Below are 14968 nucleotides of genomic sequence, written 5' to 3'. Positions count from 1 at the left end.
TTTCGCCGGGTTCGACGGGTCGACAGGTGCCGCGCCACAGGCCAGGATGACCGGAGAGGGACACCCGCAACCGATACGGGGGAACGACGTGCGGGGAGTGCGCGGCATCGTCGGTGTGGTCCTGCGTGCAACGGACCCCGCTCGCCTCGCCCGCTGGTACGAGGATCTGCTGGGTGCCCGAGTGTCCGCCACGGCCGACCACCTCGCCGTCTCGGTCGGCGCGGAGGGCACCGCACCGGCCGACACCGGGTACGAGGTCGCAGCCCACGGTCACGCGGGCGTGACGTTCCGGGTCGACGACCTCGACGCGATGGTGCGGCAGCTGCGCGCAGGCGGTGCCGACGTCGACGTGTCCGAGCCTGCCGGCCCCGAGGGCAGGATCGCGTCGGTGCGGGACCCGGAAGGCAACGTCGTCAAGCTGTGGGAGCGGCCGCTGTCCGGCTTCCCGACCGGCACACCGCAGCCGCGGTATGTGCGCATCGCCGAGGACGACTCGGGTGAGCCCGGCGACCGGCGCGGCTGGAACCACTCATCTCACCCGCGACCGTGGCTTCGCTGGTCGGCACTGCTACTCGCCGTCGCGCTCGCCGTGATCATGGTGACGGTGCTCCGGCGGGAGGGCGAACAGCCCGGCACCGCCGCGCCGAGTTCGGCACCGACCACGGCCACGGGCCCGACCGTCGCGACGACCTCGCGCAGCAGCAACCGCGACTCGCCGGCATCGCCGGTCACCGTGCGCGAGATCGGCCACCCGTTGCTCGGCGGCAGCGGCGGGTGGGAGTTGCTGGCTCGCGGTGACGAAGCAGTGCTGCGGATCCAGCCCGATCGAGGACGGGTCACGCGCACCACGGTGCCGCCGGTGCGAAGCGGCGGCCCCGTGGCGTTCATCGCGGGCCCCGACAGCGTTCTGGTCCGCCCGCTCGACGATGTGGGCGGTTACGTCGTGCCCGACGGCGAGCCCGCTCGTGAAGTGCCGCGCGGACTCGACCGCGGCGGACACGCCTTCCCTGGGCCCGAACCGGGGCAGGTGTGGTTGCAGCCCGCCGACGGCTCAACGGGCCCGATCGAACTGCTCACACTCCAAGGCGAGCGGACCGGGACGACGCTGGCCACGCCATCGCGCGGCTTCTGGCCGATCGGGTCGGATCGCCGTGGCTACGTGCTCGGCACCTCGACCGATGGGGTGTACGTGGCGCGGCCGGACGGTCTGCACCGCGTCACCACCGGTGCCTTGTGGGCCGCCGGACCCACCCGGTTCCTGGTGATCGAATGTGACGACCGGGCGCGCTGCTCCAGCGTGGTGATCGATCGCGACACCGGGGCTCGCCGGGCACTGAATCGCGGCTTCGGCAAGGATGTCGGGGCGATGGGCTCGATCTCACCGGACGGCTCGCTCGCCGCCGTGCTCACCGGAGAACCGGACCGGCCACTGCGGCTCGAGCTGATCGATCTGGAAACCGGCGAGGTACACCGCCTCGGCGTCACCGTCGCGCAACGCTTCCGCCCCGCCCGGACGATGGCGTGGTCCCCCGACAGCGATTGGCTGCTGGTAGCGGCCGGCTCCTCCGGGCTCGCGGCCGTGGACGCCCGCACCCGCCAACTCCGCGATCTCGGGGTCGAACCGGACGTGATCGGGGAGGTCAGCGAGGTCACAGTGCGAAGGACCGCGCGGTGACCGAGGGGTCTGGCGCCTCATTAGAACGTGTTCTACTCTAAGCGCTGAGTTGCCGACGGCCGGAAGGCGTCCGGTCAGCATGGAGGTGGACAACGATGCGAACCCGTGCCGCCGCGCTGCTTGAGCAGCCCGGCAAGTGGCAGATCGTCGACGTGGAACTGGACGAACCCTCGTCCAACGAGGTGCTGGTGCGGTTCGAGGCCGCAGGGCTGTGCCATTCCGACGATCATGCCGCCACCGGGGACATGCCGGTGGGCAAGCTGCCGCTGATCGGAGGGCACGAAGGCGCGGGCGTGGTCGAGGCCGTCGGGCCCGGGGTCACTTCACTGGCGGTAGGCGACCATGTGGTCGCGCAGTTCGTGCCGTCCTGCGGGCGCTGCGTGGCGTGCTCCTCCGGCCGTGGCAACCTGTGCGACCTGGGCATGTACGCGCTGGCCGGGTCGATGGCCGACGGCACCTACCGGGCTCACCTCGACGGGGCGGACGTCGGGCAGATGACCATGGTCGGCACGTTCGCCAGGCATGCCGTGGTGTCGGAGTTCTCCGTCACCAAGATCGACGACGACATCCCCTTCCACGTCGCCCCGCTGCTGTCCTGCGGAGTGCCGACCGGCTGGGGCTCGGCCGAGTACGCCGCCGAGGTGCAGGCCGGGCAGACGGTGATCGTGATGGGCGTCGGCGGCGTGGGCATGAACGCGGTGCAGGCGGCTGCCGCGCGGGGAGCCGCCCACGTCATCGCGGTGGACCCGGCACCGTTCAAGCGCGAGTCCGCCACCCGGTTCGGCGCCACCCACACCTTCGCCGACATCGACGAGGCAGCCGATTTCGCCCGGTCGGTCACCGGCGGGCAGGGCGCGCACTCGGCGATCGTCACCGTGGGCGTCACCACCGGCGAACATGTGGCGCAGGCGGTGAACGCCATCGGGAAGTTCGGCACCGTGGTGGTCACCGGCATCGGAGACATCCAGGCCGAGGGCTTGCCGATCAACCTGTGGATGCTGTCGATGATGCAGAAGCGCATCCAGGGAGTCATCTTCGGCATGGGCTCCCCGACCTACGAAATCCAGCGGCTGGCGACGATGTACAAGGCCGGGCGGCTCAAGTTGGACGAACTGGTCACCAAGACGTACCGGCTGGACGAGATCAACCAGGCCTACGCCGACATGCACGCGGGCAGCAACGTGCGCGGCGTGATCCTGCACGAGGACTGACCCGACGAGAGTGAAAGCGGCCACCACCCGTCTCGGGTGGTGGCCGCTTTCGCTCGGCGGGGTCAGCCAGAACGCAGTACCCGGTCCTCGAGTTCCCTGATCAGCGTGTGCAGCCGGGTGTCACGGACAAGTAGCCGGTCCAGCGCGGGGTTGAGCAGTCCACGCAGCCAGGACACCGGCTCCCAGGCCGCAGGCGCCGTCGTCCGCGCGCGGCGACGCTCCACCGCGGCCACGACGGCCTGCGCCGCCTCGTGCGCGGTGATGCGCCCGCGCAGCGGCGAAGGCAGCATGGCGTTCAGTGCCCGGCCGAGGGGGTCGTGATCGAGGGTGGCATGGGCCAGCCGCGTATCCACCACCCCGAAGTAGCACACGGTCGCGGTGACACCGTGCGGCGCGAGTTCCAGCCGCAACGCCCGTCCCAACTGCTCGACAGCCGCCTTGCTGACCATGTAGGACGCGCCACCCACGGGTGGGCAGAACGCGGCGGCCGAAGCCACCACCGCGATGTGCCCTCGACTGTGCAGCAACGGCTCCACGGTGGCCTTGGCCGTGTTGAGCACACCGAACAGGTTCACCGAAACGACCCGTTCGAAATCGGCGGGGTCGCCGACCCGCACGGTCGCGGGTTCGGGGGTGACGCCGGCGTTGGCGACCACCACGTGCAGTTTGCCCCACCGCCGCAGCACCACCCGCACCGCCTCCGCCACGGCTTCCCGATCGCGAACATCAGCTGCCACGCCCACCGCGCGGTGCTCACCGATCTCGGCGGCGACCTGCTTCGCCGCCGCCTCGTCGGCATCGACGACGGCGACGAGGCAACCGCGGGCGGCCAGCGAATGTGCCGTCTCCCGCCCGATACCGTTGCCGCCGCCGGTGACCACCGCCACCTTCCCGTCGAGTTCCAGCGGTCCGGGTCCGGGCAGGAAGACGCTCAGCGGGTTCATCGTGACACCTCGTAGTTCTCGACGTCGAACCGGCGGGTGCGGCGCCGGTACTCGAACGACCAGTTGGGGTAGAGTCCGGCGTTCATGCCCGCGCCGTTGGTGTAGTAGCTGGTGCAACCGCCGCCGAGCCAAGTGCCGCCCGCGCTACGTTCGTGGACTTCCGCCACGAACGCCTGCTGCACCTCGGGGCGAACCTCGACGCGGCGGTAACCGGAGTCCCGCATCCGCCGCACGGCGTCGACGATGTAGGTCAGCTGGCTCTCGATCATGAAAATTGCCGACTGGTTGCCCGCCGCACCGAACGGGCCCAGAACGGTGAACAGGTTCGGGAAGCCGGAGTACGCGGTACCGAGGTAACTCTGCGGCCGCTCGCGGTACACGTCGCCGATGGTGCGGCCGTCGACACCCTTGACCCGGTCGAGCAATCCGGGGGTGGCGGTGAAACCGGTAGCGAAGACGATCGTGTCCACGCGGTGTTCGGCACGGTCGCCGGTCACGATCGCGTGCGGGCGGATCTCGGTGATGCCTTCGGTGACCAGCGTGACGTTGTCCTGGCACAACGCCGGGTAGTAGTCGTCGGAGAAGATGGCACGCTTGCAGCCGATCATGTAGTCGGGAGTCAGCCGAGCGCGAAGCTCCGGGTCCGGCACCTGCCGCAGGAGTTGCAGCCTGCCGAGGATCTCGAACGGGTGGCGGAACTTGGTGCTGACGAAGCCGGGGAGACCGAAGGATTCGATCGTGGCGTACCAGCCACCCCGAGCGAGGCGTTGCAGCAGCGGCAGGGCGCGGTAGGCCATCCGCTCGACCCCACCGATGGTTCGGTCCATGCGGGGCACGATCCAGGGTGGCGTTCGCTGGAACACCAACAACTCACGTGCCACTTCGCGGATCTCGGGCACCACCTGCACGGCCGTGGCCCCGGTTCCGATCACGGCCACCCGTTCGCCGGAGAGGTCGTGGGCGTGGTCCCAGTGCAGAGTATGGAACCGCGTTCCACGAAACGTCGAAAGACCCGCGATGTCGGGTACGGCTGCCTCCGCGAACGCGCCGACGGCGCTGACCAGGATGTCCGCGCTCAGTTCTCCGCTGTTGGTCGTGATGCGCCAGCGTCGGCCGTCCTCGTCGAACACCGCGTCGAGCACCTCGGTCCGCAACCGCAGGTGCTCCACCACCCCGTGGGATTCGGCGGTCCTTCGCAGGTAGTCCAGGATCTCCTGCTGCCTGCCGTACTTGCGCCGCCATCCGGGGTTGGGCGCGAACGAGTAGGAGTACAAACTCGACGGCACGTCGCAGGCGGCGCCGGGGTAGGTGTTGCGGCTCCAGGTGCCACCGAGGTTGCCGGTCCGCTCGAGGATCACGTAGTCGTCGATTCCGGCCTGCCGCAGCCGGATAGCGAGGCCGAGGCCGCCGAACCCGGCGCCGACGATCACCACGCCGTGATGGGTCATCGCGGTGTCCTTCACAGGTCGAGTTCCAGAGTCGTGTGGCCGCGCGACAGGCACGGCAGCATCGTGTGCTGCCGATCCGACGGCCGCAGGATGTTGTCACGATGCTCCACCTCGCCCGACAGCACCGTCACCCGGCAGGTGCCGCAGAAACCCTGCCTGCACGAGTACGCGATTCCGGGCAGCTCACGGAGCAAAGCGGCAAGGGCCGACTCGTCGGCGGCGACCTGGACCACCCGCTTCGATCTGGCGAGCCGGATGGTGAACGGCTTGCCGTTTCGCACGGGCGGGGCGCAGAACCGTTCGCTGTACAGCCGGGCGGTGGGATCGTGTTCGCGCAGGGACCGCCTGATCGGCTCGAGCAACGGAGGTGGTCCGCAGAAGTAGACCGCTGCTCCTGGCTCGGCCTGTGCGACAACCTCCGCCGGATCGACCGGCCCCGCCGCGTCGTCGGTGCGGACCGACACGTTGCTGCCGTAGCGGGACAGTTCGCCCAGAAACGGCAGGCTGTCACGCGAACGTCCGAGATAGTCGAGCCGCCAACGGGCACCCCACCGGGTGACCTGCTGGACCATCGGCAGCAGTGCCGTGATCCCGATGCCGCCTGCAATGAACAGATAGGACGGCTCGCAAACCATCGGGAACGCGTTGCGGGGCCCGCGCACCGTCAGCACGTCACCCTCACGCACCCGCTCGTGGATCTCTCGCGAGCCTCCCCCGCCGTCGCGGATCAGGCGGACCGCGATGCGGTAGCGGGCCCGGTCGGCCGCGTCGCCACACAGCGAGTACTGCCGGAGTGCGCCCGACGGTAGCCGCACGTCGAGGTGCGCGCCGGGCGTCCAGGCAGGCAGAGTGGCACCTCCGGGATCGGCGAGGGTGAGCGCGACGACGTCCTCGGCCACCATGGTGCGGTCGGTGACCGCGAGCGCGAGTTCGAAGCCGGTTCGGCGCACCGGTTTCGGCCTGGACAGCACCGGCGCGGCCCGGCTGGCCGCGAAGAGCTTCAGGTAGCCGCGGTACGCGGCCACGACGGCGTCGACGCCGGGATCGACGACGGCCTTCACCGCGCCGTCGCCTTGATCGGGGCGGTGGCCAGGTAGCGCAAGGCCAGGTCCATGCCCCCGAGTTGGGACGGGTGGAAGCCGGGCTTGAGGTAGGTGGGAAGCTCGGTGAGGAAGCTGGTGACGTTCGGAATGATCTTCCCGCGAGTCGCCGCGATCCCGCGGAGGACAGGCGTGAAGTAGCGCCGGATCGGGTTGCGATTCCTGCGCAGCTCGGGATCGTTCACCACCAGCCACGTCAGCGTGAGCATGCCCGTGGCGAACAGGGCGAGGCTGCCGAAGACGGCCATGCGGGCTCGGCGCGCGTAGCCACCGTCGAGGTGCAGGTAGGCGTCGTAGACCACGCTGCGGTGCTCGACCTCTTCCGCGCCGTGCCAGCGCAGCAGGTCGAGCAGCATCGGGTGGATGCCCGAGTCGGCCAGCCCCTGCGACTGCAGGAAGAACTTGCCCCACACGGCTGTGTAGTGCTCCAGTGCCGAGAACAGCGCGAGCCGTTCGCACAGCAGCTGGTGCCGGACGCGCTCGTTGCCGAAGTCGGTCATGATCACGTCCAGGATCTTGTCCAGCCTGGTGAGCACCGGTGAGGGGTCCAGGCCCAGGTCGACCAGCCGGTCCAGCACCCCCCGATGATTGTCCGCGTGGGTGGCTTCCTGTCCGATGAAGCCGATCACCTCCTCGTGCAGCCTCGGATCGTCGATGTAGGGCAATGCCTGCGCCAGCGCCCGCGACATCACCTTCTCCCCCTCAGGCAGCAGCAGGTGCATGCAGTTGTAGACGTGGGTGGCCACGATATGGCCGGGGATGTAGTGCATCGGCACGTCGCCCCAGGTGAAGTCCATGTCCCGCGCACGGATGGCGTGTGCCTCGGTGTCGTAGCGCTGCCGCCCGACGCTGTCGTGTGACCGTGCCTTCTGCGCATACCCCATGCGTCGGTCCTCCATAGGAAACAGCCGTTTCCTATGCATCGTTGCGTTACGGTTGGGGACATGTCAAGCGCAGGCAGCGAAGTCGACGAGCGACCACGCTGGCACGGCAGCACCGCCGACGAGCGTTGCGCCCGCCGCAGGCGCCAACTCCTCGATGCAGGTTTCCACCTGCTCGGCACGCAGGGAGCGGCAGCGGTGACCGTGCGAGCCGTCGCAAGGCACTCCAGCCTCAGCCCGCGCTACTTCTACGAGAGCTTTCCCGATCGCGAGGCCCTGTTGCTCGCTGTGTGGGACGACCAGTACGCCGCCGTGAGCGGCCGCGTGGAGACGGCCATCGCCGATGCACCGCAGGACTTCCTCGGCCGGATGCGGGCCGCGCTCGACGCCGCGGCGGCATGGCTCGAGCAGGACCCACTTCGCACCAGAGCCATGCTCCTGGAGACCATTTCGGACGCCCGCCTTCGACTGCACGCACGCCGCAGGCTGCCGGAACTGGTACTGCGGACGGCGATGCGGTCGGTGGACGGCGGGGCACTCGATTCCCTGCCCGAGAAGAAGCTCGCGACCACCGTGACAGCGACATCCGGCGCCATCGTCAACCTGTTCCTCGAATGGGGCAGCGGTGGCCTGCCGGTGGGCCGCGACGAACTGGTGGACAGTGTGCTCGATGTCGTCACCGCCATCGTGTCCGCCGCCATCGACGGCCGCTGACCGCACGCCTACCCGGCGAGTCGGTTCGGCCCTCACCCGCTCGTCGACGTCGACGACCCGAATCGATCAGCCATGCCGAGCAATCCCGGAGGCCGGTATGGACGGTGACCGGGTGGCTGTGGAGTGGCCCTTCCTGTGGGCGGCCGGGATGTTGTGTCGACAACCCGTCGCGACGGCTGTGCCTCTGCTTCGGTCGATCCCGGAACCACTGTTTTCCGGATCGGGTTCTACCCAAAATGGTGGTACGAATGGGACATTCGCGGGGCCGTTCATAATTTCGGGTAGAAGCGAGGGGGAAGGAATTGGGCTACGGTCGAAGGCATGGGGGAAACCGAAAGCAAGTCTCGTGAATCGGCCATGGGCCGAATCCGGTCGCTGCAGCAGGAAATCTGCAGGCTCCAAGCGCGACAGCTACGCGAGATCGCCGCATACCACCGCGACCGCGATGGCTGCCACGATGTCGTGTCCGAAGTCGCATTGGCGCTCGCCATCGGCGAGCGAGCAGCCCGGCGTCAGGTCGATCTCGCGCGCGCACTGGTCACCAGGCTGCCCAACACCCTGGCAGCAATGGAGAACGGAGTCATCGATTCACACAAAGCATCGAAGATCGCCGAACCCACCGCCTGCCTGACCGACGAAAAGGCCCGACAGGTGGACGTGCTCCTCGCCGACCGGATCGGCGGGCGCGATCCGGCATCGATACGCAGGCTGGCCACCACCGCCGTACATCGCGTGGACCCAGACGGCGCCGCCGAGCGCGCGCAACGCCGCAGGCTCCACCGACGAGTCGAGCTGCTACCCGGCGACGACGGAATGGCCACCTTGCTGGCCCACCTCCCCGCGGAAGTGGCCGGCGCCGCCTACGCGCGAATCGACCGCCACGCCCGCGCACTGCGTGCGGCCGACGAGAAGCGAACGACCGATCAGCTGCGCGCGGACGTACTCGCCGACCTGTTGCTGGGTTCCGGTCCAGGCGCCACGGCCACGAAAGCGGAGGTGTTCGTCCACGTCGATCTGCGCACGCTCATGGAACTCAACAACGAACCCGCCGAACTGGCCGGGTACGGTCCGATCCCGGCGCACATCGCCAGGCAGATCGCCATGGAACCCACCTCCGTCTGGCGCCGAATCGTCACCGACCCACTCACCGGCACACCCGTCGATGCCGGTCGACGGCGGTACCGGCCGCCCGCGGTCACCGACGACTACGTGCGGGTACGCGACCGTGAATGCCGCTTCCCCGGTTGCCACCGGCCAAGCCAGCGCGGCGACCTCGACCACGTAACCGCCTGGAGCGAGGACGGGCGAACACACCACGGAAACCTCGTAGGGCTTTGCCGACGACATCATCGGCTGAAGAACGCACCCGGCTGGAAGTACCGGTTCGACAAGTACACACACGACCTCACCATCACTACGCCGTCCGGGCACACCCACACCAGCCCACCCGACTCCTTCCACGATCCGATACCGCCACCCCGTTGAGAACGGTCCTACACACCGGCGATGGGTCCGTCAGCTCGTGACCGCCTACGCAAGTAGCCGCCGAGCAGTGGCCACAACACGACCACAGCGATGATGGCATAGATCACGAACGACACCGGGCCCCCGAGCAGGCCGGACAGGTCACCGCCCGACAGCTGCAGTGCCATCCGCCCCTGCCGTTCGGCCAGCGGACCGAGGATGACACCGACGATGAGCGGGAGCACAGGCAGGCCGAATCGGCGCATGCCGAACCCGAGCAGGCCCAGTGCCAGTAACAGGAACAGATCGAACGCTTGCCCGTTGACCGCGTAGGCGCCCATGGCTGCGAAGAACAGGATTCCCGCATACAGGTACGGTCGGGGAATACGCAACAGCTTCGCCCACACCGGCGCGAGCGGCAGATTCAGCACGAGCAGCAGCAGGTTGCCCACGAAGAGACTTGCGATCAACGTCCAAACCAAAGTGGACTCTCGCTCGAACAGTAGTGGTCCAGGCTGGATGCCGTACGACTGGAAGGCTGCGAGCATGATGGCCGCCGTGGCATTGGTAGGCAGCCCGATCGCCAGCATCGGTACGAGTGTGCCCGCCGCTGACGCATTGTTCGCCGATTCCGGGCCGGCTACACCTTCAATGGCGCCCTTGCCGAACTGCTCGGGATGCTTGCTGAGTCTGCGCTCGGTGACGTAGGACAGGAACGTGGGAATCTCGGCTCCGCCTGCGGGCAGAGCGCCGAACGGAAAACCCAGTGCGGTGCCACGCAGCCATGGCTTCCAGGACCGACTCCAGTCACTTCTGCCCATCCAGGGCCTGCCGACGGGTATCACCTGGCTCGCAGTGCGGCGCAGGTGCGCCGCCACCCACAGCGCCTCGCCGACAGCGAAGATGCCGACCGCGACCACGACGACATCGATTCCGTCCGCCAGCAGCGGAATTCCCAGGGTCAGCCGCTGCTGTCCCGTCACCAGGTCCATTCCGACAAGGCCGATGACGAGTCCGAGCAGCAGCGAAGCGAACCCGCGGACGCGGGAAGCTCCGAGCACCGCACTCACCGCCACGAAAGCGAGAACCATAATGGCCAGGTAGTCGGCGGCGCCGAGGCTGATCGCGAAGCTCACCACGACCGGAGTGACGAGCACCAGCAGCAGGGTTCCGATGGTGCCCGCGACGAAGGAGCCGATGGCCGACGTGGCCAACGCCTGGGCGGCGCGGCCTGCCTTGGCCATCTTGTTGCCTTCGATGGCTGTGACCACCGAGGCCGACTCACCCGGGGTGTTGAGCAGGATCGACGTCGTCGAACCGCCGAACATTCCCCCGTAGAAGATGCCGGCGAACATGATGAACGCCTGGGTTGGATCCATTCCGTAGGTGATCGGCAGTAGCAGGGCCACGGTCATCGCTGGACCGATGCCGGGCAACACGCCTACGGCGGTGCCCACGGTGACGCCCAGAAGCGCGATCAACAGGTTCGCCGGTGTGATCACGTTTTCGAACCCGGCGAGCAACTCCGTCAGGTTGTCCATCAGAGAATCCCTTGCAGCACGCCTGCGGGCAGGTTCACCCCGAGCCCGATGGCGAATACGTAGAAGGTCACCAGCGACAGCGCCACAGCGACGGCCAGGCTTGTCAGGTAACGCCTGCTGCCCAGTGCCAGCGCCGACCCCCAGAACAGCGCTGATCCACTGATGACCCAGCCAAGGCTGTCGATAAGCAGCGCGTTGGCCATGAAGACGCCGACCAGCAGCGAGATGGTGCGCCAACCGATCGAGGTCGTCAGGTCGATGTCCTCGCCGCTTTCCTGCTCACCGGTGCCGCCACGCGCCACGTCGACCGCGTACACCCCCGCCACGACAAGCAGCAGCACACCGAGCAGCATGGGAACCGGGCGCGGGCCTATCGGGTCGTTACTGCTCGTGGCGTGCCCGATGCGGGCGGCGTCGATGATCACCCCCGCGCCGACCAGTGCCAGGAACGCGCAAGCGCCGTACTGTGCGCGGTCCCCGCCGCGCCGAGGCACCGGCATGGATTCCTCGGCGTGGCGGGGAGTCTCCTCGCCTTTGCTCATACCAGGCCGAGTTCGGCCAGGATTCCGGCGACCGCGTCGTCCTGTTGCTTCAGGAACGCGGCGAAGTCCTCGCCGGTCGAGAACGCGTCGGTCCAGCCGTATTTCACCAGTTGGTCGCGCCAGTCCTGCGTGTCGTGCATCTTCGTCAGCACGTTGATCCAGGTCTCGCGGTCGGCGGCGGATATCCCCGGCGGTGCCACGATCCCCCGCCAGTTGGTGAACACCAGGTCGATCCCGGAGCCCTTCAGCGTCGGCACGTCGTTCACGACGTCAACTGGGTTCTCGCTGGTAACGGCGAGCACCTTCACCTCGCCGGCCTCGATCTGGTCAAGGAACTCGCCGACACCGCTGGCCCCGAACGCGATCTTGCCGCCGAGGATGGCGGGCAGCAGTTCACCACCACCGTCGTAGGAGATGTAGTTGACCTGTTTCGGGTCGATACCGACAGCCTTGGCCAGCTGCATCGGCAGCAGGTGGTCGGGCCCGCCGGGCGACGATCCACCGCCGACCGCGATCGCCTTCGGTTGCGCCTTCCACGCTCGAACCAGGTCGTCGATGGTCTCGTAGGGCGAGTCCTTCGGCACGACGATGGCGCCGGGCTCCTCGATCAGCTTCGCGATCGGTGTGGTGTCGGTGAGTTTGCCCTGCGAGTCCTGGGTGTAGGAGGCGCCGACAACGCCGAGCCCCATCTGCATGGCGAGCTTGCCGTTGCCCTTCTCGTTGATCGTGCGTTGCAGCCCGACCGTCCCGCTGGCACCGGAGAGGTTGAAGACGTCCACGCCGGAGGCGATCCCGTTGTCCTCCATCACCTTCGCCGCCGTCCTCGCGGTGGTGTCGTAGCCCCCACCGGGACTGTTCGGCACCATGATGCGTAGTCCGGCGACAGCCTCACCTTCGCCGCCTCCGCCGCCGTTGTCGCTCGCTGTGGCGCCACAAGCAGTGATCGCGAGCATCGCGGCAGCCGTCAGCGCACCAATCAATGTGCTCCTGCGAGGTTTCATCGCGGTTTCTCTTTCGTTTCTCGGAACTCCGGCGCGATGATGGTTGCCCTTGTGCCTGCCCACGTCAGCGTTTAGTCAGTATCGAAGGTTGTGGTCATTGTGGTCATACGGTCCCGGCCGTCACTGGCCGGTCAGCTGTTGGCCATTCAGGTGGTGGTCATCTTGCTCGTGCTGGTGACGGTCGCCGCGCTGTCGCTCGCACAGTCGGCTGCCACCTTCAATCGCGTCGAGGGCCGTCGGGTCGTCGCGCTCGCCGAGCAGTTGGCAACCAACCCATTGGTGCGAAATCAACTCGACGGGCCGACTTCCGGCGAAGCGTTGGCGACACACGTGCAGACCGTCCGCACGCAGGCCGGGGTCACCTCGGTGACCATCGCCGACGCCGCTGGCAGGGTGCTCAGCTCGACCAACCCCATTCTCGTCCGCACCCGGTTGCCTCTGGGTGACGCGCGTGTGGCCCAGGGTCGCGGTTGGTCGGGTGAACTGGAGGTCGACGGCGGCACCGAACTCGCTGCGCAGGTGCCCGTGATCGGCGCGACCGCTCCGAATCTCGGCAGGGTGCTGGGCACGGTGATGATCGGTGAAACGATGCCGACGCTGTGGCAGCGGCTGCGGGGTGCCTCCTCCTACCTGGCCATCTATCTCGGTGTCGCGAGTTTCATCGGGCTGCTGGGCTCGTGGTTGCTGGCCCGCCGCATCAAGCGCCAGACATTCGGCATGGAACCGCGCGAGATCGCCGGGCTGGCCGAGCACCGCGAGGCGATGCTGTACGGCATCGCGGAAGGGGTTATCGCACTGGACCCGCACCATCGGGTCACACTGGTCAACGAGGTCGCCAGAACACTGCTGGACCTGCCGGGCGAGTGCGTCGGCAAGAGCCTTGGCGAGCTGGGAATCGAGGGCAGGTTGCGTGACGTGCTGCTGGCTTCGGATTCGGGTCCGGACACGCGCGACGAAGTGGTGCTGCGCCGTGGCCGGGTTTTGATCATGAACCGGATGGAGGTCACCAAGGACGGCACCCGGCTCGGCTCGGTCACCACCCTGCGCGACCGCACCGAACTGGCAGAACGCGAACGTGAACTCGGCTCCTTCCGCAGCTCGACCGAGTTGCTCAGGGCTCAGGCACACGAGTTCGCCAACCAGCTGCACACCATCTCCGGGTTGATCCAGATCGGTGAGTACGACGAGGTGGTGCGATACGTCGACGCGTTGAAGGATCACCGCCACTCGCTGGACCTGACGGTGACCCGGCGAGTGTCCGACACGGCCATCGCGGCGCTGCTGATGGCGAAGTCCGCGCAGGCCGCCGAGCGCAGGGTGGAGCTTCGCATCTCGGAACGAACCTCGTTGCAGCGGCTCGACCCGCATGACGCCGCAGACGTGGCGACGGTTGTGGGCAACCTCATCGACAACGCCGTCGACGCCACCGGGGAATCGACCACCGGGGCGTGGGTTGAGGTGCAGTTGCGCCAGGATGCATCCAGCGTGGAGGTCGTGGTTCAAGACTCCGGCCCCGGAGTCGCACCGGAACTGGCCCGGGAGGTGTTCTCGCACGGCTTCACCACCAAGGCAGCCAAGGCAGGCGAGCGCGGGATCGGTCTGGCCCTCACCCGGCGCGTGTGCAAGCGCCGTGGCGGTGAGATCACCGTGACCAACACCGCTGACGGTGCTATGTTCACCGCCCGGATGTCGGTCGGGCAGCCGGCCGGCCACGCGGGCACCGCCAACGTCGCCGCAGGAGAAGCCCGATGATCGAGGTACTGGTCGTTGACGACGACTTCCGCGTGGCTCGGATCCATTCCGGTTTCGTCAGCCGCGTTCCCGGCTTTCGGGTCGCGGGTACGGCGTCCACCGGTGAGGAGGCGATCGCCGCCGCCGGTGAGCTGCGCCCGGACCTGTTGCTGCTCGACCTGTACCTGCCGGACATGTTCGGGCTCGATGTCGTGACGCGACTGCGTGCGCGAGGCGACCATTGCGATGTCCTGGTGATCACCGCCGCCACGGACGGCGAGGCGGTGCGCGGGTCGGTACGTCAGGGCGCGGTCAACTACCTGCTGAAGCCGTTCGGTTTCGACGATCTGCGCTGCAGGCTCGAGGAGTACGCGGGCAGGCGCGCCGGGCTGTCGATGGCCACCGTGGAGAGCCAGGCCGACGTGGACCGGATGCTCGCCAGGGCGACGCCGCGCACCGGCACCGCGGTGCTGCCCAAAGGGCTCAGCGTCGAGACAGCGAGGACGGTCGAGGGCGTGCTGCGTGCCGCCGGGGGCACGCTTTCCGCGGCGGAGTGCGCCGAGCGGGCGGGCATCTCGCGCGTCAGCGCCCGCCGCTACCTGGAACATCTGCGGGAGACCGGCAGGGCGGAGCTCACCCTCCGCTATCGCGCTGCCGGGCGGCCCGAGCGGCGTTACGCCTGGCTCGGTTGAGTGCTCGCCGGGTACCGGCGGTTC

The 14968-nt window shown here is 68.2% G+C and carries 13 protein-coding genes; 6 read left to right on the top strand and 7 right to left on the bottom strand.

Features of this window, described 5'->3' with window-relative positions:
* Nucleotides 1–88 precede the first annotated feature (88 nt).
* Nucleotides 89–1675: a VOC family protein gene (locus tag SACMADRAFT_RS28520; protein ID WP_198285966.1), complete on the top strand. Its 1587-nt coding sequence runs from the start codon at nucleotides 89–91 to the stop codon at nucleotides 1673–1675.
* A 95-nt stretch (nucleotides 1676–1770) separates the two neighbouring features.
* A complete protein-coding gene (locus SACMADRAFT_RS12205) occupies nucleotides 1771–2886 on the top strand; it encodes an NDMA-dependent alcohol dehydrogenase (RefSeq protein ID WP_009154127.1) in 1116 nt (371 codons plus the stop codon).
* A 62-nt stretch (nucleotides 2887–2948) separates the two neighbouring features.
* Here SACMADRAFT_RS12205 and SACMADRAFT_RS12200 read toward each other — a convergent pair whose 3' ends face one another.
* From SACMADRAFT_RS12200 to SACMADRAFT_RS12185, 4 genes are read right to left on the bottom strand one after another with little or no spacing between them, the layout of a single operon-like run.
* Entirely contained in the window at nucleotides 2949–3830 is an 882-nt protein-coding gene (locus tag SACMADRAFT_RS12200; protein WP_009154126.1) for a short-chain dehydrogenase/reductase, read from the bottom strand.
* A complete protein-coding gene (locus tag SACMADRAFT_RS12195; protein ID WP_009154125.1) occupies nucleotides 3827–5278 on the bottom strand; it encodes a flavin-containing monooxygenase in 1452 nt (483 codons plus the stop codon). Before SACMADRAFT_RS12195 ends, SACMADRAFT_RS12200 begins: the two co-directional genes overlap by 4 nt.
* A gap of 11 nt (nucleotides 5279–5289) precedes the next feature.
* A complete protein-coding gene (locus SACMADRAFT_RS12190; protein WP_009154124.1) occupies nucleotides 5290–6339 on the bottom strand; it encodes a PDR/VanB family oxidoreductase in 1050 nt (349 codons plus the stop codon).
* Nucleotides 6336–7262 carry a metal-dependent hydrolase gene (locus SACMADRAFT_RS12185; RefSeq protein ID WP_009154123.1) on the bottom strand — a complete coding sequence of 309 codons (927 nt, stop codon included), beginning with the start codon at nucleotides 7260–7262 and terminating at the stop codon, nucleotides 6336–6338. The genes SACMADRAFT_RS12190 and SACMADRAFT_RS12185 overlap by 4 nt, the downstream gene beginning before the upstream one ends.
* A 60-nt stretch (nucleotides 7263–7322) precedes the next feature.
* Here SACMADRAFT_RS12185 and SACMADRAFT_RS12180 point away from each other — a divergent pair, with 60 nt between their 5' ends.
* Entirely contained in the window at nucleotides 7323–7973 is a 651-nt protein-coding gene (locus SACMADRAFT_RS12180; protein WP_009154122.1) for a TetR/AcrR family transcriptional regulator, read from the top strand.
* Between the two features lie 321 nt (nucleotides 7974–8294).
* Nucleotides 8295–9458 (top strand): HNH endonuclease, encoded by a 1164-nt coding sequence (locus tag SACMADRAFT_RS12175; protein WP_009154121.1) that lies wholly within the window; start codon nucleotides 8295–8297, stop codon nucleotides 9456–9458.
* 8 nt (nucleotides 9459–9466) lie between these two features.
* On the opposite strand, the gene SACMADRAFT_RS12170 is transcribed toward SACMADRAFT_RS12175, so the two are convergent.
* From SACMADRAFT_RS12170 to SACMADRAFT_RS12160, 3 genes are read right to left on the bottom strand one after another with little or no spacing between them, the layout of a single operon-like run.
* Nucleotides 9467–10978: a tripartite tricarboxylate transporter permease gene (locus tag SACMADRAFT_RS12170; RefSeq protein WP_009154120.1), complete on the bottom strand. Its 1512-nt coding sequence runs from the start codon at nucleotides 10976–10978 to the stop codon at nucleotides 9467–9469.
* A complete protein-coding gene (locus SACMADRAFT_RS12165) occupies nucleotides 10978–11520 on the bottom strand; it encodes a tripartite tricarboxylate transporter TctB family protein (protein WP_009154119.1) in 543 nt (180 codons plus the stop codon). The genes SACMADRAFT_RS12170 and SACMADRAFT_RS12165 overlap by 1 nt, the downstream gene beginning before the upstream one ends.
* Complete coding sequence (locus SACMADRAFT_RS12160; protein WP_009154118.1) at nucleotides 11517–12521, bottom strand: Bug family tripartite tricarboxylate transporter substrate binding protein; 1005 nt, start codon at nucleotides 12519–12521, stop codon at nucleotides 11517–11519. Before SACMADRAFT_RS12160 ends, SACMADRAFT_RS12165 begins: the two co-directional genes overlap by 4 nt.
* A 99-nt stretch (nucleotides 12522–12620) precedes the next feature.
* On the opposite strand from SACMADRAFT_RS12160, the gene SACMADRAFT_RS12155 reads away from it, so the two are divergent.
* Nucleotides 12621–14273 (top strand): sensor histidine kinase, encoded by a 1653-nt coding sequence (locus SACMADRAFT_RS12155; protein ID WP_009154117.1) that lies wholly within the window; start codon nucleotides 12621–12623, stop codon nucleotides 14271–14273.
* Nucleotides 14270–14944, top strand: coding sequence for a response regulator (locus tag SACMADRAFT_RS12150; RefSeq protein ID WP_009154116.1), 675 nt, complete (start codon nucleotides 14270–14272; stop codon nucleotides 14942–14944). Before SACMADRAFT_RS12155 ends, SACMADRAFT_RS12150 begins: the two co-directional genes overlap by 4 nt.
* The last annotated feature ends 24 nt before the right edge of the window (nucleotides 14945–14968 follow it).

Source organism: Saccharomonospora marina XMU15 (assembly GCF_000244955.1).
Lineage (GTDB): Bacteria > Actinomycetota > Actinomycetes > Mycobacteriales > Pseudonocardiaceae > Saccharomonospora_A > Saccharomonospora_A marina.
The sequence above is the reverse complement of the archived record's forward strand: the minus strand, read 5'-3'. Positions and strand labels throughout refer to the sequence as shown.